Below are 18,940 nucleotides of genomic sequence, written 5' to 3' on the forward strand. Positions count from 1 at the left end.
GTCACTTGGAGTACGGCCATGAAAGCCTTGGGGATGATCCCCGTTCTTTCCCTTCTGCTCGCGATGTCGGCACCCGTTGAAGCCGGCTGGAACTGGAAGTTCTGGCAGAAGAAGAGTGATTGCGTCGAAACGTGCGTAGAGGAGCCGTGCGTTGTCGATTGTTGTATTGATGAACCCTGCTGCGGCGATGGCTGCTGCGATATCGAACATCGCGGCCTGTTCCGTGGGGAACTGATCGGACGGTCGCGTCACTGGCTTTCGAGCGTCTGCGGCGATGAATGCTGCGGCGTCGATCTCTGCTGCCCGGACGACGACTGCTGCGTGTCCGACTCCTGCTGCGACGGCGGCAGCTGTCTCGACTCGTTCATCGATATCTGGCGTCGCGAACGCTGCAAGACGCTGGCTCAGTGGATCTATCAGGCTCAAACGGCCTGTTCGCCTTTCGATCGTTGTCGAGCCATCCACCGGATCGGTACCGACTTCAGCTGCGAGTGCTATCCCGAAGTGATGTGTGCTCTCATCTACGCGATGAAAGACTGTGAGCCTCGCGTTCGTGTGGAAGCCGCCGACGAGATTGGCGATCAGCTTCGCAAGAGCCTCTGCTGCTGTAACAGTCAGCTCATCTGCACGCTGAAGTGTGCCCTCAACGATGAGAACTGGCGCGTTCGTCGCGAAGCCGCTCAGGCACTGCGAATCTGTGGACTTTCCGTTCCTTACCGCGATGGCGGCTACTGTGTTGACGGATACCTGCCTGGCTGCTGCGACGATGGCAGCTGTGTCGGGGGGTGTTGCGATGATTGCTGCATCGACAGCTACTGCACGCCGCACGAACTTCCGTCCATGCCAGCCGAGCCAGTGCACGAAGCCGTTCGCGAGATGATTCCGGAAAGTGCTGAGACGCCAAAGAAGGTGGAAGAGCCGAAGAAAGAGGTCAGGAAGAAAGTGATCCTGCCGGAACCGGAAGAGATCGCTCCTGAGAAGAAAAAGAAAGACAAACCGAAGGAGAGAAAGACCGCTCCTCCCGCGGAGAAGAAGATCGAAGAGAATAAAGACAAGAAAAAGGGAAGCTACGTGCCGGAAGATGATTCGACCAGTTTCATCATGCCCAATATCCGGCAGACCGTTGGCATGGCGTTCTAAGGAACTTCTGCCAACGACCTGACCTTCCCGTTCGAACACGATGGCACCAAGGCACGGAAGCCTCGTTTAGAACAGACTCGCATCACGCGTGCGAGTCTGTTTGCATATCCAGTTCTGAAAGTGCCGCACGAAAGTCCGGGAAGCTGCATCGATCATGTCAGATTCACCCATCGAAAAAACGATGCGACTGCTTGAGCAGTCTCGCTCGACGGCGGCGATGACCGCGTTCGTGCACGCGCTTCAGGTGGGTTCGCCGAAGATCCGGGACTCAGCGGCCCGGGCCATTCTGCGATCCGGCAGTTCCCTGGGAAAGATGGAACTGATCCGGCAAATTCGCAAGCTTTCGCCGGATGTGCTCGAAGTCATGAACACCGCCGATGGGGATATGAGTTTTCCCCTGAAACAGTGCCTGCTGCATGGTGATCCGCAACAGGCTTTCATGGCACTGGATGCCATTGAAGTCGCCCGGCTTTACCAGAACATTCCGATGGTCCTCGAGTTCCTTCGTCAGGCAACCGGAGAGATCGCCGACCGGGGCGAGCAGGTCCTGGGCTCGCTGGTCGACCGGCTGTTCGAGACCCGAATGACCGCTCGCGATGCCCGCCTCACGATCACCGATCAGTGCATCGGGAAGATGCTTCAGCATCTGTCCGTCGAGCTGAACTCATTCGCGCAATGTCGTCGACCGCAGGCCATTGTTGAAGCGATCCTGATTCTGGCGGATTCCGAGCATCCTGTCGCCCGTCATCTGATGCGGGAATCGGCCCCGGAGTGGCAATCGCTCGTCTGGGAAGTGCTGGCGCAGTCCAAACATCCCGGCATTCTGCGGTTTCTCACCAAGGCCCTCTCCGTCAAATACCTGCATCCAAAGATTCTCGATATCGTTTCCGGCCGCACCGATATCGAGTTCCAGATGACGATGATTCGCCTCGTTCCGACGCGCATGAACATCAATCAGGAGCGGAACTATCAGCTGTTGACCGGGCTCCCCTGGCTGCAGCCGACCGACGAGCTGTGGCTTTCCCTTCCCGACGAGTTTCACGTTCAGCTGGTTCAACTGATTCGGCTGGTCTGTTTCACCCGGTCGCTCAAGCTCGCGTTCGCCAAAAGCATTTATCAACATGCCTCGGTTGAGGCCCGGAAGTCCGCGAACGACTTCAAGCATATGCTGCGACAGGAAGAGTACGACGCCTGCGTTCAGCATGCACTCGATTCGGACAACGCCGAGTTCGAAGCCTGGGGGCTTTCGCAGCTCCGAGACACCAATCTTCCGGACAAGTATCGGCAACTCGTTGACCGACTCGACAGTCCTCACAAGATTGTCGAAGACCAGGCACGGGAAGCACTCGGCCGGTTTGAAGTTCAGCAGGCGATCGATTTCTCAGAGTCGGCCAAACCGTCGGCTGGTCCGAAGATCGCCGACCTTCTGTTAAAAGTCAATCCGTTCGCGATTCAGGAACTCTGCCGCGAGATGGCCAATCCGGTCCGGACCCGTCGCCTGCGGGCGGCGAAAGCTGCCCACTTCATGCAGTTGCATACGGAGGTCACACCCGCGCTGCTCGAACTTCTGCAGGACAACGACACCATCGTGAAACGAGTCGTCGCGGAGATCCTGGGGGACATTCCGACGCGACAGGTCGCTGGTCGGTTGCAGGAACTGCTGGACGACTCGAGCCCACGCGTCCGCGAAGCCGCCGCGGCGTCTCTGGCCAAGATCACTCCGCAGCTGACCGGATCGTTCCCGAATGCAGAAAGATCCTGAGGTACGGTCATGAATCTGATCATCCTGGCAAATCTGTCGGAGATCTCACGCTACAGCCACGGCTACGGTTCCACCACCTTCGTCATCCTGCTGTTCAGCTTCCTTGGAATTCTCGCCGCTCTCGGAGCCATCATCTTCGTTGTCGAACGCCTGATGAGAACCTCCAGTCCCGCCGACGCTCAGCAGAACGAACCCCTGCTGACCACGCTGGCTCGCGAACACGGCTTGACGCCCGCTGAAGTGAGGGACATCGAATCGTTGGCCGCCAGTCTTGAACTGCCGGCCGTCGAACTTCTCTTTGTCGATCCCGCATTCTGGCTGGACAGCCTGCAGGGAGAAGACGGAGAGGACTCGCGTACTCGTGAGACAATGGAGAAACTGTTCGGCGAAGAGACCGTCGCCGAATATGCCAGCGGTCAGCTGCCGGCCAGCGTTTGACTCGGAATCCCAATCCGAAGCATCAGCAAAGGCTGATTGTGAAAACGATGTCCAGCTCCCTCGCTGACGCTCCGGGTTGAGAAGTCAACGGCGGTGACGACAGGTTCTACCGGAGTAGACCATCCTGCGAAGCCCGGCGGATCGCGTACGGGCGGGGGTCGAGCGTTGTTTCTTTGCCGGTGACGAGTTCGCTCACCAGCAGGCCGGTTGCGGGGGCGGTCATCACGCCAATCATATTGTGACCGGCGGCGACGACGACGTTCCTGAATCGCGGGGACCGGTCGATTCGCGGCAGACCGTTCGGCGTCATCGGTCGCCAGCCGAACCACTCAAGTTCCACGGCCTGTCCGAGCGGCTCCTGCAGATACTTCGAGGCTCCTTCGCGCAGTAACCCGAGACGCTGCGACTGAAGCGTATTGTTGTAGCCGACGAACTCCATCGTTGAGCCGATGCGATACCCGCTCGCCATCGGCGTGATGGCGACTTTCTCGTTCTCAAAGATCATCGGAAACTCAGGGCAGATTGTCGGTCGCTGCATCGTCAGCGAGTAACCTTTGCCCGGCTGAATCGGAATGTTGCAGCCAAGCTCCCGGTTCAGGAACGGCGTCCACGATCCCGTGGCGACAACAAAGCTGTCGGCTTCCAGCAATTCCGTCTCGCCGGAGAACTTCTTCGGTCGCTCGACTTTCGAATCGGGGGATTTGTAAACCCGAACGCCGCCCGCCTTCGTTTTTCCGTTCGTTTCGAAGCCTGCCACGGAAGTTGACTCGATGAATTCGACTCCCGCATCGACCAGCAGCTTCTTCCAGCCCGCGACCAGCATGTTCGGTCGCAGATGGGCATCCTGCGGATAGTACCAGGCCCCGGCTGCGGTGTTCGGTTTAATGGCCGGCTCTTTCGCCACGAGTTCATCGCCAACGAGCTTCTCGGCTCCCATGTCGAACTCTTTGTCGAGCACGGCGTTGATCTCATCGAACTCATCGAGTGTCTTCTGGGAGCCGTGGACCATCAGGCAGCCCTTGGCTTCAAAGTCGCAGTCGATCTTCCGTTCCGGAATGAAGTTCACGTAGAACTCGCGGGAGTACGAAAGCAGGGCATGACGCCCATGTCCGCCGCTCATACGGTCCCGCAGATTGCAGTGCAGGCCGAACTGCGTGAGCCACCACCAGAGCCGCAGATTCAGACCCGGCTTGATCCGCAGCGGGCCGTTCTTCTTCAGCATTGCGGCAATGCCATTTCGAACCGCTCCGGGCCCAGGCAGCGGGAAAACATGACTCGGCGAGATCAGTCCACAGTTGGCAAACGAGCAGGCGGCTCCGATCTGGCCGCGATCGATCACGGTCACTTTCTGCCCGGCTTCCGCCAGAAAATGAGCGGACGCCAGCCCGATAATGCCCCCACCAATGACAATGACCCGCTTCGATTCCGCCATGCCTGTTTCTCGTGCCTTCACTTCTTACGGAAGAAAAAAGGTGGTGCGCCTGCCAGCACACTACAGAATGAACTTGCTCAGATCTTCGTCCTGAGCGATTTGGCCCAGTTCGCGTTTGACGAACTCGGCGTCGACCACCACCTCGTTGAGATCATCACTGGGAGCGCGGAAGCTGATCTCTTCAAGCAGTCGTTCGAGCATCGTATGCAGCCGGCGGGCTCCGATGTTCTGCGTCGACTGGTTCACATGATATGCGATGTCGGCCAGCTGTTCGATTCCATCCTGGGTGAACGTCAGGTTCACGCCGTCGATGGCGAGCAGTTGCTGGTACTGAGTCGTGAGGGAGTTGGTCGGTTCGGTCAGAATCCTGAGCAGATCGTCACGCGTGAGATCCTGCAGTTCAACACGGATCGGAAACCGTCCCTGCAACTCGGGCATCAGATCGGCCGGGCGAGCCCGGTGGAACGCCCCGGCGGCGATGAACAGCATGTATTCTGTCTTCACCGAACCATGCTTGGTCTGAACAGTCGTTCCTTCGACGATTGGCAACAGGTCTCGCTGGACACCCTGTCGGCTGACATCGGCGTTCTTCGACTCAGCCGAACCACAGACCTTGTCGATCTCGTCGATGAAGACGATACCGGTGTCTTCGGCGAGTCGAATCGCCTCGGCTGCGATGGCGTCTTTGTCCATCAGCGCCTCGGTCTCCTGTTCGATCAGGATCTTGCGGGCATCCTTGACCGGCATCTTTCGCTTCTGCTGCTTTTTCGGCACCAGCTTGTCGAACATCCCCTGCAGATCCATGTCCATCTGGTCCATCCCCATATTGGAGAAGACCTGCACAGGAGCGTTCTTCTGTTCCACGTGCACTTCGACTTCCCGGTCTTCCAGCGAGCCGTCGCGAAGCATCTGCCGGAATTTCTCCCGAGTGCGGGTGTGCTTGTCGTCCATGTCGTCGGCTTTGACTTCCGGATTCCACGACGTCGGCTGAGCCGGCAGCAGCAGATCGAGCAGGCGATTCTCGACACCCTGTTCGGCTTTCTCGCGGAGTTCTTCCTTCTTCTTCTGCCGAACCAGCAGAATGGACGCCTCAACCAGATCGCGAATCATGCTTTCGACATCGCGGCCGTAGTAGCCAACTTCAGTGTACTTGGTCGCTTCGACCTTGATGAACGGAGCCCCGGTCATGTTGGCCAGCCGACGGGTGATCTCGGTTTTTCCGACCCCGGTCGGCCCGATCATGATGATATTCTTCGGCGTAATCTCCTTCCGCTGCTCATCACTCAGCTTCCGCCAGCGATACCGGTTTCGCAGCGCAATCGCGACCGCCCGCTTGGCATCGTTCTGCCCGACGATATGCCGGTTGAGGGCATCGACGATCTCCTGTGGAGTCATCTCAAGATACGTGCGAGGCGTGGGAGTGGTCGGTGTCGGAGTTGTCATGGAAAGAGTCCGTTATGAAAAAGATCGGCTGCCGGAAAGCAGCGGTTCGAACTGCAGTCCGGCTGACAGCCTATTGTCACGCCCGATCGGGTTTGGTCAAAAGAGAAACCCCACGTGCGGCGTACCATGCCACGCTTCGGGGTGTCGTGCCCACGCTCGTGTGGGCATGGCAGTCTTGTGCGTTCAAGAAGTACTCACCGTTTTCATTCGATCGATGAGGCGTGAGTCCAGTCTTGGGTGAGAACTGGATGTGAGCCGCTTGCTGACCGAATTATTCAACGCTTTACGCTCAGCCCAATTCATCAATTTGCGACCCGCATTGCATGCCTACGCGAGCGTGGGCATGGCACTCACTCATCCTCTGGCAGTCTAATTTGCGGCTGGGAGTTCTTCGATCACCAGGTTGTTATTCGTGTAGATATCAATCTCGGAGGCAATCTGCAGGGATTGTTCCACGATCTCCCGAGCCGAGAGATCGGAATGACGAATCAGTGCCCGGGCGGCTGCCAGGGCGTAGTTTCCGCCGGAGCCAATGCCGATAATGTTGTCCTGCGGATTGACGACATCCCCCTGTCCGGTGATCAGCAGGGAATGTTCGGCATTCACGACGACCATCAGCGCTTCGAGCTTGCGGAGAACCCGGTCGGTTCGCCAGTCGCGGGCCAGTTCGGTCGCGGCTCGGGGAATGTTGCCGGGAAAGTCCTTGGCTTTCGTCTCGAACCGCTCCATCAGCGAGAAGGCATCGGCGGTCGAGCCGGCGAAGCCGACGACGACGTTGCCGTCCAGAATGCGGCGGATCTTCTTGGTGTCCTGCTTCAGAATGCTTTCGCCATAGGTCACCTGTCCATCACCGCCAATGGCGACGACCCCCTTGTGACGCACCGTCAGAATGGTCGTGGAACGGGTTTTGACACGCAGATACTCCGGCATGAGACTCTCATTACTTCAACAGGAAACAGAAACAGACCAACACACAGGCTATCACCCCCTGAGAGGTCGGGCAACTGCGACAATTTGCTTTGGTTCAATTCTCGTTCGCCAGCCGAACGACATTCCGATATCCTGCGAACGCTCAACGATTTTTTCAGGAACCACCTCATGAACGATCCCCAGAAACTCAATCAGCGTGTTGTCGATCTCGAATCGATGATCATGATCCTGCAGCGTGATCTGGAGCAGATGAGCAGTGTCGTTCATGACCAGCAGCGACAGATCGAGGACCTGCAAACGCAGATCGATCACTGGAACGACAAGTTTGCCAGCGACCTGGACGATCTGCCCGATCCGCTCGATGAAAAGCCGCCTCATTATTAATCGGCGAGAGTTGCCAGTCTGGTCGGGCATCCGGTACTTTGACGAGAGTCTGTTTTCCGATCGCCATCGGAACCTCGCTGCCGTTTCATCGGAGGAGCCGAGTCCATGCTGTCGTTTCGTTTCGCAGTCCGGCTGTTGCTGATCGCTCTGATCACCGGCCTGACTGTTCCGCAGTTTGCCGCAGCCGATGTCCGCGAAGACATCGCCGCAGTGCTCAAGGTCGATCATCAGGCCAGGAATATCGATCTGGCTCGTCAAGGCGTCGAGAACCTGCAGAAGTCGGGAATCGATGCTCTGTTGCCGATTCTCAATGGACTGGAGGACGCCAATCCTCTCGCGGCCAACTATTTGCGGAACGCATTCGAGACCGTGGCCAGCGATGCCGTCGCGAATGGCCAGAAGCTCCCCGTCGAAGACCTGCTCAACTTTGTCCGCCGGACGAAGAACCGCGACATCGCCCGGCGACTCGCGTTCGAATGGATTCGCAAGGTCGAACCCGAACAGGCCGAAGAGTTGATTCCGAACTTCCTGGGCGATCCGAGTGCGGAACTTCGTCGTGAAGCCGTGGCTCGACTCCTGAAAGAAGCCGAGCAGATGGAGCCGAACAATCCCGGTCGCCAGAGCCGCTATCTGCAGGCTCTGTCGGGAGCCTCTGATGATGATCAGGTGAAGAAGATTGTCGCTGCACTCAAGGACCTGGACGTCGAAGTCAACGTCCAGGAGCATTACGGATTCCTCAACACCTGGCATCTCATCGGCCCCTTCGACAATCGCGACAAGAAGGGCTTTGATGTCGTTTATCCGCCGGAGAATGAAATCAATCTCGAAGCCGAATACGAGGGACAACTCGGCCCGGTTCGCTGGCAGCAGTTACAGACCGACGATCCTTACGGTCTGCTGAACATCGCTACCGATTTCGGACCGTATAAAGGAGCTGTCGTCTACGCGTACTCCGAGTTTGAATCGGAATACGATCAGCCGGTTGAGTTACGACTCGCCACGCCGAACGCCTGGAAGATCTGGCTGAACGACGAACTGGTCTTCGAGCGGGAAGAGTACCATCGCGGCACCTTCTTCGATCAGTACCGTGTTCCCGCTCGCCTGAAGCCGGGTAAGAACAAGATTCTGATCAAGGTCCTGCAGAACGAGCAGGACGACTCCTGGGCTCAGGTCTACCAGATTCAGTTTCGTATTTGTCAGCCAAACGGAATGGCTCTGCAGCCGGCCGGAAAGGAATAGTCATGAGATACTTCCTCTGTCTGATGCTCCTCGCGCTAAGCACCGTCGCTCAGGCTGACGACTGGCTGCAGTTTCGTGGCACCTCAAGCCCCGGCGTGGTGCAGGGACCGGAACTTCCCGAGTCGTTCGATCAGATTGCCTGGACGGCGGATCTGGACGGCCGCGGCTCGTCTTCGCCAATCATCGTGGGCGACAAAGTCTTCGTCACCGGTTGCGAAGGTCCCCGCCAGGATCGGCTGACCGTTACCTGTTTCGCGGAAGCGGATGGCAAACAGCTCTGGAAACGCGAGTTCTGGGCGACCGGCCGAACCGTCTGCCATCAAAAGATGTCGGTCGCCACGCCCACACCGGCCAGCGATGGCGAGCGGATCTATGCGTCTTACTCGTCGAACGACGTCGCCTGCCTCGACCTTGAGGGCAATCTCCTCTGGTATCGCGGGTTGACCTACGACTTTCCGAATGTGAGTAACAGCCTCGGGATGTCGTCTTCGGTCATCGTGAAAGACGGCACGGTCGTCTGCATGGCCGAGAACGATACGCAGTCGATGACCTTCGGTTTGAACGCCGACGACGGCACCACGAAGTGGCAGCTCGATCGTCCTCGCGGAGCAAACTGGACCTCGCCGATCGCCTGGCCGGGCGAAGAATCGATTGTGCTGTTGCAGTCCTCCAAGGGAGTCACTGCCATCGAGCCCGCGACGGGAAAGACCGTCTGGGAATATCTCGACGGAGCCGCGACGATTCCGTCGCTGACCGCCGTGAATGGTCTGGTGATCGTCCCGTCCCACGGATTAACGGCTCTCAAGCCGGGCGTGAGTGATACGACCGTTCCGGAAATCGTCTGGCAGGCGTCGCAACTGTCTCCTTCCACGCCAAGCCCGGTGGTTACCGAGAATTACGCGTATGTCATCAACGGAGCAGGAGTCTTGAGCTGTGGGGATCTGTCAGACGGCAAGCGTGTCTGGCAATGTCGCATGTCGGGCAAGTTCAGCGCAACGCCGTTGATCTCCGGCGATCGGCTCTACGCCATCAACGAGCAGGGGAATGCTCAGGTGGTACAGCTGACCCCGGAAGGGGGCGAAGTGCTGAATTCGCATGAGTTCGGCGAAACTGTTCTCGCGACTCCCTCGGCTGCCGACGGAGCGATCTATGTCCGCAGCGACAATCATCTGTGGAAGATCAAGTAGAGCATGTGGGTGGATTTCGTCGCGGTCGGACTCGGAGGAGCAGTGGGAGCGATCTCCCGCTACTACCTGTCCGGCGTCATGATTCAACGCTTCCCCGATTTCGAACCAGCCGGGACGCTGCTCGTCAATGTCCTCGGTTGCTTCCTGATCGGCCTGCTCGTCTCGCTTGAACTCGAAAAGGTAACGACGAGCCGCCAGTGGCGCAGTTTCGCGATCACCGGTTGCCTCGGCTCGCTGACGACCTTCTCGACCTTCGGCTATCAGACCGTGGTCCTCGCTCGCGATAAGAGTCTCAACTGGGCCACATTCAACATCGCCGCCAATCTCGTGCTCGGATTGATCGCCGTCCTCGCCGGCCTCATGCTCGGACGACTGTTCGCCAGGTGATGCATGCTGCTCTGGCAATGAGAGCAGTGGGCTGAGAGACGGCACTTCGGAGAAAAACGCCCCCAAGGGTGGCCCTGATAGCTCGGCTATCAGGGCGGCGCAGCCGTGGGAGGATGCTGTTTGGCGAAGGGGAAATTTAAACTTTCCCTTCGCCTTCCCCCTGAAAGAAGACTCTCACCGTGAACCCCGTCCAACTCCGTACTCCGACGGCTGCGCCGCCCCGAAAGAATCTTTCGGGGCCACCCCTGATGGCGACACTGGAGCAGGTAGCCGTGGTTGCTGGTGAGGTGTCGTGGATGGCCCTCTTTTAATCACCGCGGAAGACAGGCCTCTTGTTGCGTGGCACCGCAGAGATGAATCTCTGTGCCATCCTTATCAATTGGCGGAATCCATTTCGTGAATGCGGCGGTCCAGCTTCGTAAAGATCATCCGTTCGAACAATTCCCAGTGTTTCTGTCGCTCTTCCGGGACGTGGTGTCGCAGGTGTTGAATGACGGCGTAGCGCTGGCGGTGGGGCATGCTGTCGATGAACAGCGGGATGCGGCGGTTGTCGCCGTGGACGACGATCACGCGGCTGACCGGCCACCACGACAGGCAGGTGATGTGGGCGAGGCGGATGCGTTTCTTGCCGATCAGCCCCTGCCGCAGGAGTTCGTGGTCGTTAAGAATCCAGTATTCGCGCGTGGTGATTGCCGACAGCAGGAGTAGTCCATTGCCGACGGCCAGGCAGAGGCCGAAGATCCAGCCGTGGGCTTCGATGAGAATTCGCAGGCGGACCGAATCGATGGGCCAGTCGCCGAGAAACTGCAGGTCGGGCCAGAGCAGGGCGAGCATTGCTGCCAGACCGCCGAAGGTAAGCGCGGTCAGGAAGAAAAACGCATTGCGGGCCAGCCGCATGTGGCGGATAGAGAACTCGGGCGATTCCGATCCGCTGGTGTCCGGCATCGTTACTTCTCGATGGGCCGCCCGGCCAGGATCTGAGCGATGTGCATCGTGCGGATCGGCTTCTTCTGCCGTTTGATGAGTCCGTCCATATGCATCAGGCAGGACATGTCGCCGGCCGTGATGACTTCCGCGCCGGCATGTTCATGATCGTGAATCCGGTCGTTGCCCATCATGCAGGAGACGGCTTCCTCGGAAACAGCGAACGTTCCCCCGAAGCCGCAGCATTCGTCCTTCCGGCTCAATTCCACGAGCTCGATTCCGCGGACCTTCTCGAGGAGCGAACGGGCTTTGCTGAACTCGCGGCCCATCACTTCGCTGGAAGAGCCGAGCCGAAGTTCGCGAAGACCGTGGCAGCTCTGATGCAGCCCGACCTTATGCGGGAACTCGACGTCGAACGACTCGACTTTCAGCACATCGGTCAGAAACGCACAGAGTTCGAAGGTCTTGCGGCGAAGTTCCAAGTACTGGGCGTCATCGCCGATCAGATCGTGGTAATGGTTCACGATCATCGAAGTGCAGCTGCCGGAGGGGCAAACGATGTATTCGTATTTCGCGTAGTTCTCGACGAACGACTTAGCGAGCGGCTGGGCGTCATCCCAGCAGCCGGTGTTGGCCATCGGCTGGCCGCAACAGACCGGGGCTTCCGGGATTTCGACTTTACAGCCGTGCTTTTCAAGGAGTTCCAGCGTGGCCCAGGCGACGTCCGGGAACAGCTGATCGATGTAGCAGGGAACGAAGAGCGCAACTTGCATGGGTGTCGATTCTTGAAGGACGGTACGCGAGACGAAGTCGGACTTCAGGTCATGGACGGGTGTGAAGGATCACGAGAGTCGGTGATCGTGTCGGCGGTTTCGCTGTCATCGATCAACCTCTAAAGAGTATTGCGAGACATCCGCGATATCAAACCATCCAGGAGGAGTGGAATTCTGAGGTCGGGTTTGTAAACAGACGATGAACTCCGGGAAAAAGGACCCGTGCTGATTTTCGTTGTGAGTGCATTTCCAGTATTCTCTATGACTTACGCCGCGTGGCCCGGTCCCGCGGCGAGGAAAGATCACGACCGGCATCATTGAAGAGCCGATCCCATAAATTCGGGAGCAGGGTGTTGTTAGCTGGACCAATATTCTCCCGCGAGGCGCTGACCGTCCCGCGACAGTTGAAGACTTATCTCCTTCGAGCGGGGTATCTGTTCGCGTTTTTCGTGCTGCTCTACACCGCCAGTCAGGCGACTTTCGGCTGGCAGCAGTACCGCAGCCTCGGAGCCACGGCTCGCTTTGGGGCCTACGTCTTTCAGATCTTCGCCTTCGTCCAGTTGACCCTGGTCATCTTCGCCGGGTTGCTGTTCTCAGCCGGGAATGTGGCCGCCGAGAAGGATCGAAGAACAATCCTGCTGCTGTTGATGACCGACCTCAAAGATCGGGAACTTGTCATTGGCAAACTGCTGGCGAGTCTTCTGAATGTCTTTACGCTCGTTCTCTGCTCGTTGCCGGTGTTCATCTTCATTCGGATTCTGGGAGGCGTGAGTCTATCCCAGGTGCTCTGGGCACTGGCGATCACCGCGGCTTCAACCTATATGGCAGGAAGCTGGGGCATTTTCGTCGCCTTCTGGCGCGAAAAGACGTTCCAGACGCTCGCCGTCGGACTGCTCGGCTTCGTAGCGTTTCTAGCGGTTGTGGAAGGGCTGACATTTCTCGTCGGGCCGGAGACGACGCTCGGAACCTGGATCGGAGCTCTCGATCCTTATCGAGCATTGCTGACTGTGGTCAGCCCGTTTTCGACCACGAGCATGAGCCGCATCAGCGACTTGAGCATGTGGCAGACGTTCGGCGAGCTGCTGGGACTTGGTGTGCTGCTGAACGTGCTGACGATCGTCAATCTCCGCCGCTGGAACCCGTCGCGAACTCTCTACGTGGCGGCGAAGAAGGACGAATCGGGCGAGCCGACTCGCAAAGCTCGTCAGGTCTGGGAACGTCCGATCGTCTGGCGGGAAATTATGACCAAAGCCTACGGGCGGCGGATCTTCCTCATCAAGCTGGCCTACGTCCTGTTCTCGGTCCTCATCGGCTACAGCCTCTTGTCGGCTGAGACCTCCTCGCTCGTGCTGGGCATGATTTCCTGGCAGGGGCTGGGGTTTGTGTTGCTCGCTCTGCTTTCGCTGATGCTCGTGAACGCGCAGGCGGTCACATCGATTACCAGCGAACGGGACGGTCAGACTCTGGAAGTGCTGCTCGTGACCGAGATCTCGGCTCGCGAGTTCATTTACGGCAAGCTGCTCGGCGTCTTCTACAACGCCAAGGAAGCGATTCTGCTGCCGCTGATTTATATCGCCGTGATGAGTTCGCAGGGGATGATTGCCCCGGTGCAGAGTTTCTATCTCGGGTTCGGTTATCTGATGCTGTGTGCGTTCGCCTCGATGCTCGGCATGCATTCGGCGATTAGTTTTGATAACTCCCGCACGGCGATTGCGAACAGTATGGGGACGGTTTTCTTCCTGTTCATCGGGATCTTCATCTGTATGATTTTGATTGTCGAAGCCCGGTCTTCGTTCGCGTTGCAGTTGCCGAGCTTCCTCATTTTCATTGTTGGGGGAAGTATTGGGCTCTGGGCTTCGCTGACGCATAAGAATCCTTCGCCCGCCCTGACTCTGGCGGCCGGTGTCTTGCCTTTCGGCACGTTTTATGCGATCACCGCCTTTCTGCTGGGCGAATCGTTCAGCGTTTTTCTGTGCGTCTGTGCCGCGTATGGCTTTACCGCTCTGGCGATGCTGATCCCAGCCATCAGTGAATTCGACCTGGCCCTGGGCCGGGCGACGATCGAAAAATCGTAGCGCAGTCGAGGGGGTCACGGTTTCCGTTCGACGTTCCCGGATCTGCAAATGGCAGGCAGGAGTCTGCCCTGAATTCTGAACTCAATGCTTGAAGAAATCTCTCGCTCACTTTCACTGTGGCTGCCCGGCGTCAGCATTATGTTCGCGCTGACGTTCGCGTCCGGATTCTTTTCCGGCAGTGAGACGGCGATGTTCTCTCTGACTCGCGACGATCTGCAGACCTTCCGCAGCGGCAGTCCCTCCGAAAAACACGTGGTCCAACTGCTGGGCGATCCATCCCGGCTGCTGACCGCGATTCTCTTCTGGAATCTGGTCGTTAATCTGTCCTACTTTGCGGTAAGCGTGGTGGTCTCCCGGCGATTGATCTTACACGGCTACGACAGTGCCGGCTGGCTGTTTAGTCTGCTGGGTGTGGTAAGCATCATTCTGTTCGGCGAGGTGATCCCGAAGAGCGTCTCGGTCGTCTTTCCGCGTCCCATCTGCCGGCTGATCGTCTGGCCTCTGCTCGTTTCCATCCGCTCGCTCGATCGCATCCTTCCGGTACTCACGATGATGACTCGCGGACTGCAGCGGGGATTCTGGCCGAATCTGGAAGAAGAGTCACTCATTGATGCCGAGGACCTCGAAAAGGCGGTCGATCTGTCGACGCAGTCGAGCGAGATGATCGCTCACGAACGGAGCATCCTGCATCACATTCTGGATCTCTCGGAGATGGCGATCGAAGAAGTGATGCGGCCTCGCGGAACGTATGTGACCGTGAACGAGCCGACGATCTGGAAAGATCTCGGTTTTGGGACGCCCCCCGGGGGATTCGCGGCGATTGTCGAGCCTGGAACTGATCAGGTGACCGGCGTCTACTGGATGCACGGCACGATTTACCATCAGGCGAAAGGGCTCGAATCGTTCCGGGAATCGGTCGTGTACGTTCCCTGGTGTGCCCACGCCGCCCGCACGCTCAGTCAGATGCGGTCTTCGCTCTGCCACGTCGCCGTCGTCGTCGACGAGTATGGACAGACAATCGGCGTGGCCACGCAGCAGGATCTGCTCGATACGATCTTCACCCCGGTACCGAGCCGAGCCCGAAGAATTCTGCAGCGGGAAGCCATTCTGAAGATCGGCGATGACAAGTACCATCTCGATGGCCTGACGACCCTGCGGTTTCTGTCAGTGCATCTCAACATTCCGTTCGATGCCGATGAAGAACCGAGCGTGACGGTCGCCGGGTTGCTGCATCAGCACTTCCGCCGTTTTCCAGAGATCAACGACGAGATGGTCTGGCAGGGGTGGAAGCTGCGGGTGTTCGATGTTCCGGGACCGGGGCGAGCCCGCGTGTTGCTCGAACCAGCTGCGTTGCCGGAGCAGTCGACATCGGAGGTCAACTCATGATCGTCTGGACGTTGATCATTCTGTTGTTCCTGATCGGTGTGCGGCTGTCGTTTTTCTTCAGCGGTATTGAGACGGCGTTTTACCGGGCCAGCCGGTTGCGCCTTAATATTGATGCCCAGACTGGAGACCAGCAATCGAAGCGGATTCTCCCTTTCGTTGCCGATCCTTCGCAATTCGTGGCGACGATTCTGATCGGCAATAACGTGGCCAACTATGTGACGACCTGCGCCATCGGTTATGGAGCCATCCAGGCCTTTGGGAACCTCTCAGAAGTGGTCGAGGTGGGGGTGACGGTTCTGATCTCGCCCGTAATTTTTATCTTCGGCGAACTGCTGCCCAAAACGCTGCATTACCGGGCTCCGCTGCTGATGCTGAAGCGGAACTTCCTGTTCTTTCAGATGGTCCATATTCTGCTGCTCCCCTTGAGCTGGCCACTGATGATTCTCACCCGCATCTTCCAAAGCGTCGGTGGCGTCCGGCAGCAGCCGATGTTGCGGATTCTCGGGCGTCGACCGCTGGCCAACGTCATCGGGCATGGACGGGATGAGGGGATTGTGACCGAAGTCCAGCACAACCTGATGCAGGGAGTGTTCGTTAACGCCAATAAGCCACTGGAGAGTCTGGTGATACCGGCGGAAATTGCCTTCAGCTTTGAAGACGAACTGACCCATGCCGCCTTGATGAAGCACGCCCGGGATTACGGACTGGCCGATATCGCCGTCACGACCTCGACGGAGGACTCTACCGAAGTGGACTATTTCCGTGTCAGCGATCTCCTGCTGACGCGCGGAGCCTTGCAGGATATCCGTCGCCCCATGCCATCGCTGCAGATCGAGATCTCTCGGCTGGAAGCACTGCTGATTCTGCAGGAACACGACTCCGACCTGGGCGCGGTGTTCGATGGCGACGAACTCATCGGCATCGTCCGCCGTTCTGCACTTGCTGAGACGCTCTACCAGGGCAGCCTGTCCTTATCGGCTGCAGCGCTGTAGTAACCGCCGCCGCTACGTCTGGTTCCGCGACTATATGTAGACCGGTGAGAGTAATGTCAACTCGGGTAGAGGGCGTTCTCTTCTGTCTCAGCCCTCGCGCATACTTCGCGTCACGATCGCTGCTGAAGACGTTCCACACGCATAGTCGGGAACCTCGGCGGCGTCGTCTTCGGTCAGACAACGGGGGTCGAAGCTTCCGACGTCTTGCGAGGGGGAGCGCCCCTTCGGCGGCAGGATGCCGCCGCTACGTCGAGGCCGCCGGTCAGTTTGAGTCGGATCGGTGGTTTTGAGGGGCAGCTTCTGTAGAGGCGAGCGTCGTCGGTTCGCTGCGGGGCATTCTTGAGGCGCAGTTCCGTCAATCGCGGAAATGCCTGAAAAACAGGGGTTTTGATGCGTTCGGTGCGCGCCGGAGAGCCGTTCTTCATGTAATTCTTTCAAGCAGAATCACTTTGCTGGAAACTCTTGACCGTGCCGAGAATGTTGGGCTAAAACCCCCGCCGTCTGGTGAGCACGGAAGTCAAGGATGACTGCAACGCCCATCAGATCCTTTCAAGAACCTGTCTGATTTCAATTCATGACAATTCGAAGTGAACGGTCGCAAGGATGCGACCTGAAGCTTCACCTTTCAGTGTCGGATTCACTCCTGCCCAGAACCCGATGCTCTGATGCGATTTCGAATGTCCACCTAGTTTCGGTTCGCATCTTCTAAGTAACCCGACCTTAAAGAACACTTCTACTCAACCAGGACTGTGCCCATGTCGTTTTTACGATTCCGTCCCTGGACGGCCGCCCTGTCGACAGCTCTGCTGCTGTCGTGCGTTAATCCTGTTCAAGCTCAACTGTTTCGTAACGGACTGTTCGGACAACGTGGCGACGACTGCAACTGCAACGTCGGCCAGCAGGTCTCCTATGCTCCTCAGGTTGCTTACACGCCGCCACAGATGGGCTACGATCCCTGTAACGTCTGCAGCACCCAGCAGGTGGTTTACCGCCAGGTTCCTGTCACGGAGCATCGTCAGGTGACACAGACGGTTCGCAAGCCGGTCATTGAAACCGCTTACGAAGATCGCCAGTTCACCGAATACAAAACGGTTTACGAGAACCGGACCGCCGAAATCCCGACCGTCTCTTATCAGAACGTGACGCAATGTCAGACCGTTCAGCGAGACATGGGACGCTGGCAGTCCTGTCAGCAGCCGATTCAGAAGGTTTCTCCGTGTGCTTATGACAGCAATCCGGGTCTGTTCGGAATGCTGAACCGCACGCGGCAGTCGATCCGAAACGTCTTCACTCCGAGCGTCGCGAATCACCGTTACTACGTGCCCAATGTGGTCGCTCAGACTGTGCCCGTGACCCGTCAGGTCGCAATTCGCGGAACGCAGACCATCAACTACCAGGTGGCTCGAATCGTTCCCGAGACGACGACCCGCCAGGTCGCCGTGCAGAAGATCCGCTGGCAGGAAGAGCAGGTTGTCGCCTCTGTTCCGGTCACAACCTATCGCACGGTGCCTATCGGAACTCAGACAGCGTTCGGCTTTGTGCCCTTCGACGGTTCCAATTCTTCGGTGACCGCTCAGGCTCCGACTCCGGATCCGATTTCGGCCAAAGCGGAAGGACCGACTCCGGTCAAGCGGACCGCTGAGAATGACAACAAGAATGAAGACAAGAAGCCGAAGACCGACGGGACTTTCAGCCCCTTCGGCTCCGGCATGAATGAAAAACCTGAAAACAATGTCCAGCCTGTGTCACACCAGGTTGTTCACTCGAACCACTCCCCGGCTTCCCCAGCCAAACCAGCTGCTCCTTCGATGATTCGATCGAATGGCTGGCGTGCTCGGACCACTCAGTCCGAAACCTCCCCCCTTGTTTCGGGTACGTCGACGGACGGACCTTCCCTCCACGTGGTGCAAACCGCGAACTGATCCCCCTTGAGCGTGTTCGTCTTGCTTGCTCGCTCCCTGTCCCCCCCCCCCTCGCAAGCAGGGCGGATAGCACGTTCACCCCCGCGGCACCGGATTCATTCCGGTGCCCTTTTTTTATTTCTGCTTAGCATCTCCCGCGAGGATGTCCCCCCGGACATTCTCGCGGGATTTTTTTACTGGACTGCACCAGAGTTGAGTATCCGCGAACAGAAGAATGAAGCATCGTCAGCGGGCTCGTGTTTCATGGCGACAGTCAGCTTCAATCGCAACAGCTGTTTTGCAATCAGTATGCCAGTCGAGCCAGGGGGAGTCGAATCGGTTCGCGGTAATGGCCATTCAACTGCGGCGCCTCTTCGCAAGCCGTTCCGAACATGGAGTTTACGCTTGGACTGATTCGCGCTGACAATTTACGTCTGGCAATCCCGTTCCTGTCGGCCTTCCTTTCGACTGCTGTAACAACTGCAATCTACGCCTGGACTTTTGCACGATCTACAGTTGCAGAAGGTCGTGTCTCCGGAGACTTCGT

Annotated in this window: 16 protein-coding genes; 11 read left to right on the plus strand and 5 right to left on the minus strand. The window is 58.0% G+C overall.

Going from position 1 to position 18,940, the window contains the following annotated elements; all coding sequences use genetic code 11:
• The first annotated feature begins 18 nt into the window (after window positions 1-18).
• The 3 genes from L1A08_RS01605 to L1A08_RS01615 all read left to right on the plus strand — a co-directional run bounded on the left by L1A08_RS01605 (window position 19) and on the right by L1A08_RS01615 (window position 3,340).
• The gene (locus L1A08_RS01605) at window positions 19-1,140 is read left to right on the plus strand and encodes a HEAT repeat domain-containing protein (protein ID WP_238753468.1); all 1,122 of its coding nucleotides are present in this window, start codon (window positions 19-21) and stop codon (window positions 1,138-1,140) included.
• Window positions 1,141-1,294: 154 nt separating this feature from the next.
• Window positions 1,295-2,902 carry a HEAT repeat domain-containing protein gene (locus L1A08_RS01610; protein WP_238753470.1) on the plus strand — a complete coding sequence of 536 codons (1,608 nt, stop codon included), beginning with the start codon at window positions 1,295-1,297 and terminating at the stop codon, window positions 2,900-2,902.
• A 9-nt stretch (window positions 2,903-2,911) separates the two neighbouring features.
• Window positions 2,912-3,340, plus strand: coding sequence for a hypothetical protein (locus L1A08_RS01615; RefSeq protein ID WP_238753472.1), 429 nt, complete (start codon window positions 2,912-2,914; stop codon window positions 3,338-3,340).
• A 106-nt stretch (window positions 3,341-3,446) separates the two neighbouring features.
• Here the strand turns inward: L1A08_RS01615 and L1A08_RS01620 are convergent, their stop codons facing one another.
• The 3 genes from L1A08_RS01620 to hslV form a co-directional block, all read right to left on the minus strand.
• Window positions 3,447-4,772, minus strand: coding sequence for an NAD(P)/FAD-dependent oxidoreductase (locus tag L1A08_RS01620; protein WP_238753474.1), 1,326 nt, complete (start codon window positions 4,770-4,772; stop codon window positions 3,447-3,449).
• Window positions 4,773-4,832: 60 nt separating this feature from the next.
• Window positions 4,833-6,215 (minus strand): ATP-dependent protease ATPase subunit HslU, encoded by a 1,383-nt coding sequence (hslU, locus tag L1A08_RS01625; RefSeq protein WP_238753476.1) that lies wholly within the window; start codon window positions 6,213-6,215, stop codon window positions 4,833-4,835.
• Window positions 6,216-6,584: 369 nt separating this feature from the next.
• Complete coding sequence (gene hslV, locus L1A08_RS01630) at window positions 6,585-7,145, minus strand: ATP-dependent protease subunit HslV (protein WP_238753478.1); 561 nt, start codon at window positions 7,143-7,145, stop codon at window positions 6,585-6,587.
• A gap of 168 nt (window positions 7,146-7,313) precedes the next feature.
• Between hslV and L1A08_RS01635 the strand changes: the two genes are divergently transcribed.
• From L1A08_RS01635 to crcB, 4 genes are all read left to right on the plus strand, one after another.
• Window positions 7,314-7,529 carry a SlyX family protein gene (locus L1A08_RS01635; protein WP_238753480.1) on the plus strand — a complete coding sequence of 72 codons (216 nt, stop codon included), beginning with the start codon at window positions 7,314-7,316 and terminating at the stop codon, window positions 7,527-7,529.
• Window positions 7,530-7,634: 105 nt separating this feature from the next.
• Window positions 7,635-8,768 (plus strand): hypothetical protein, encoded by a 1,134-nt coding sequence (locus L1A08_RS01640; protein WP_238753482.1) that lies wholly within the window; start codon window positions 7,635-7,637, stop codon window positions 8,766-8,768.
• A gap of 2 nt (window positions 8,769-8,770) precedes the next feature.
• Window positions 8,771-9,955 (plus strand): PQQ-like beta-propeller repeat protein, encoded by a 1,185-nt coding sequence (locus L1A08_RS01645; RefSeq protein ID WP_238753484.1) that lies wholly within the window; start codon window positions 8,771-8,773, stop codon window positions 9,953-9,955.
• Between the two features lie 3 nt (window positions 9,956-9,958).
• Entirely contained in the window at window positions 9,959-10,342 is a 384-nt protein-coding gene (crcB, locus tag L1A08_RS01650; protein ID WP_238753486.1) for a fluoride efflux transporter CrcB, read from the plus strand.
• 375 nt (window positions 10,343-10,717) lie between these two features.
• On the opposite strand, the gene L1A08_RS01655 is transcribed toward crcB, so the two are convergent.
• Window positions 10,718-11,287, minus strand: coding sequence for a hypothetical protein (locus L1A08_RS01655; protein ID WP_238753488.1), 570 nt, complete (start codon window positions 11,285-11,287; stop codon window positions 10,718-10,720).
• Between the two features lie 2 nt (window positions 11,288-11,289).
• Window positions 11,290-12,039, minus strand: coding sequence for a (Fe-S)-binding protein (locus L1A08_RS01660; protein WP_238753490.1), 750 nt, complete (start codon window positions 12,037-12,039; stop codon window positions 11,290-11,292).
• A gap of 350 nt (window positions 12,040-12,389) precedes the next feature.
• On the opposite strand from L1A08_RS01660, the gene L1A08_RS01665 reads away from it, so the two are divergent.
• The 4 genes from L1A08_RS01665 to L1A08_RS01680 all read left to right on the plus strand — a co-directional run bounded on the left by L1A08_RS01665 (window position 12,390) and on the right by L1A08_RS01680 (window position 18,414).
• Window positions 12,390-14,114 (plus strand): ABC transporter permease subunit, encoded by a 1,725-nt coding sequence (locus L1A08_RS01665; RefSeq protein ID WP_238753493.1) that lies wholly within the window; start codon window positions 12,390-12,392, stop codon window positions 14,112-14,114.
• Between the two features lie 84 nt (window positions 14,115-14,198).
• Entirely contained in the window at window positions 14,199-15,500 is a 1,302-nt protein-coding gene (locus L1A08_RS01670; RefSeq protein ID WP_238753496.1) for a CNNM domain-containing protein, read from the plus strand.
• Window positions 15,497-16,492 (plus strand): CNNM domain-containing protein, encoded by a 996-nt coding sequence (locus L1A08_RS01675; RefSeq protein ID WP_238753498.1) that lies wholly within the window; start codon window positions 15,497-15,499, stop codon window positions 16,490-16,492. The genes L1A08_RS01670 and L1A08_RS01675 overlap by 4 nt, the downstream gene beginning before the upstream one ends.
• Window positions 16,493-17,247: 755 nt before the next feature.
• Window positions 17,248-18,414: a hypothetical protein gene (locus L1A08_RS01680; protein WP_238753500.1), complete on the plus strand. Its 1,167-nt coding sequence runs from the start codon at window positions 17,248-17,250 to the stop codon at window positions 18,412-18,414.
• Window positions 18,415-18,940: the final 526 nt, after the last annotated feature.

Origin of the sequence: Rubinisphaera margarita (assembly GCF_022267515.1) — a bacterium.
Taxonomy (GTDB): Bacteria; Planctomycetota; Planctomycetia; order Planctomycetales; family Planctomycetaceae; genus Rubinisphaera; species Rubinisphaera margarita.

Excerpts from the sequence above, each read along its gene's own strand:
- hslV (WP_238753478.1), bottom strand. The coding sequence starts at position 7,145 with ATGCCGGAGTATCTGCGTGTCAAAACCCGTTCCACGACCATTCTGACG.
- L1A08_RS01620 (WP_238753474.1), bottom strand. The coding sequence starts at position 4,772 with ATGGCGGAATCGAAGCGGGTCATTGTCATTGGTGGGGGCATTATCGGG.
- L1A08_RS01670 (WP_238753496.1), top strand. The coding sequence starts at position 14,199 with ATGCTTGAAGAAATCTCTCGCTCACTTTCACTGTGGCTGCCCGGCGTC.
- L1A08_RS01610 (WP_238753470.1), top strand. The coding sequence starts at position 1,295 with ATGTCAGATTCACCCATCGAAAAAACGATGCGACTGCTTGAGCAGTCT.
- L1A08_RS01655 (WP_238753488.1), bottom strand. The coding sequence starts at position 11,287 with ATGCCGGACACCAGCGGATCGGAATCGCCCGAGTTCTCTATCCGCCAC.
- L1A08_RS01615 (WP_238753472.1), top strand. The coding sequence starts at position 2,912 with ATGAATCTGATCATCCTGGCAAATCTGTCGGAGATCTCACGCTACAGC.
- L1A08_RS01640 (WP_238753482.1), top strand. The coding sequence starts at position 7,635 with ATGCTGTCGTTTCGTTTCGCAGTCCGGCTGTTGCTGATCGCTCTGATC.
- crcB (WP_238753486.1), top strand. The coding sequence starts at position 9,959 with ATGTGGGTGGATTTCGTCGCGGTCGGACTCGGAGGAGCAGTGGGAGCG.
- L1A08_RS01680 (WP_238753500.1), top strand. The coding sequence starts at position 17,248 with ATGTCGTTTTTACGATTCCGTCCCTGGACGGCCGCCCTGTCGACAGCT.
- L1A08_RS01605 (WP_238753468.1), top strand. The coding sequence starts at position 19 with ATGAAAGCCTTGGGGATGATCCCCGTTCTTTCCCTTCTGCTCGCGATG.
- hslU (WP_238753476.1), bottom strand. The coding sequence starts at position 6,215 with ATGACAACTCCGACACCGACCACTCCCACGCCTCGCACGTATCTTGAG.
- L1A08_RS01660 (WP_238753490.1), bottom strand. The coding sequence starts at position 12,039 with ATGCAAGTTGCGCTCTTCGTTCCCTGCTACATCGATCAGCTGTTCCCG.
- L1A08_RS01635 (WP_238753480.1), top strand. The coding sequence starts at position 7,314 with ATGAACGATCCCCAGAAACTCAATCAGCGTGTTGTCGATCTCGAATCG.
- L1A08_RS01645 (WP_238753484.1), top strand. The coding sequence starts at position 8,771 with ATGAGATACTTCCTCTGTCTGATGCTCCTCGCGCTAAGCACCGTCGCT.
- L1A08_RS01675 (WP_238753498.1), top strand. The coding sequence starts at position 15,497 with ATGATCGTCTGGACGTTGATCATTCTGTTGTTCCTGATCGGTGTGCGG.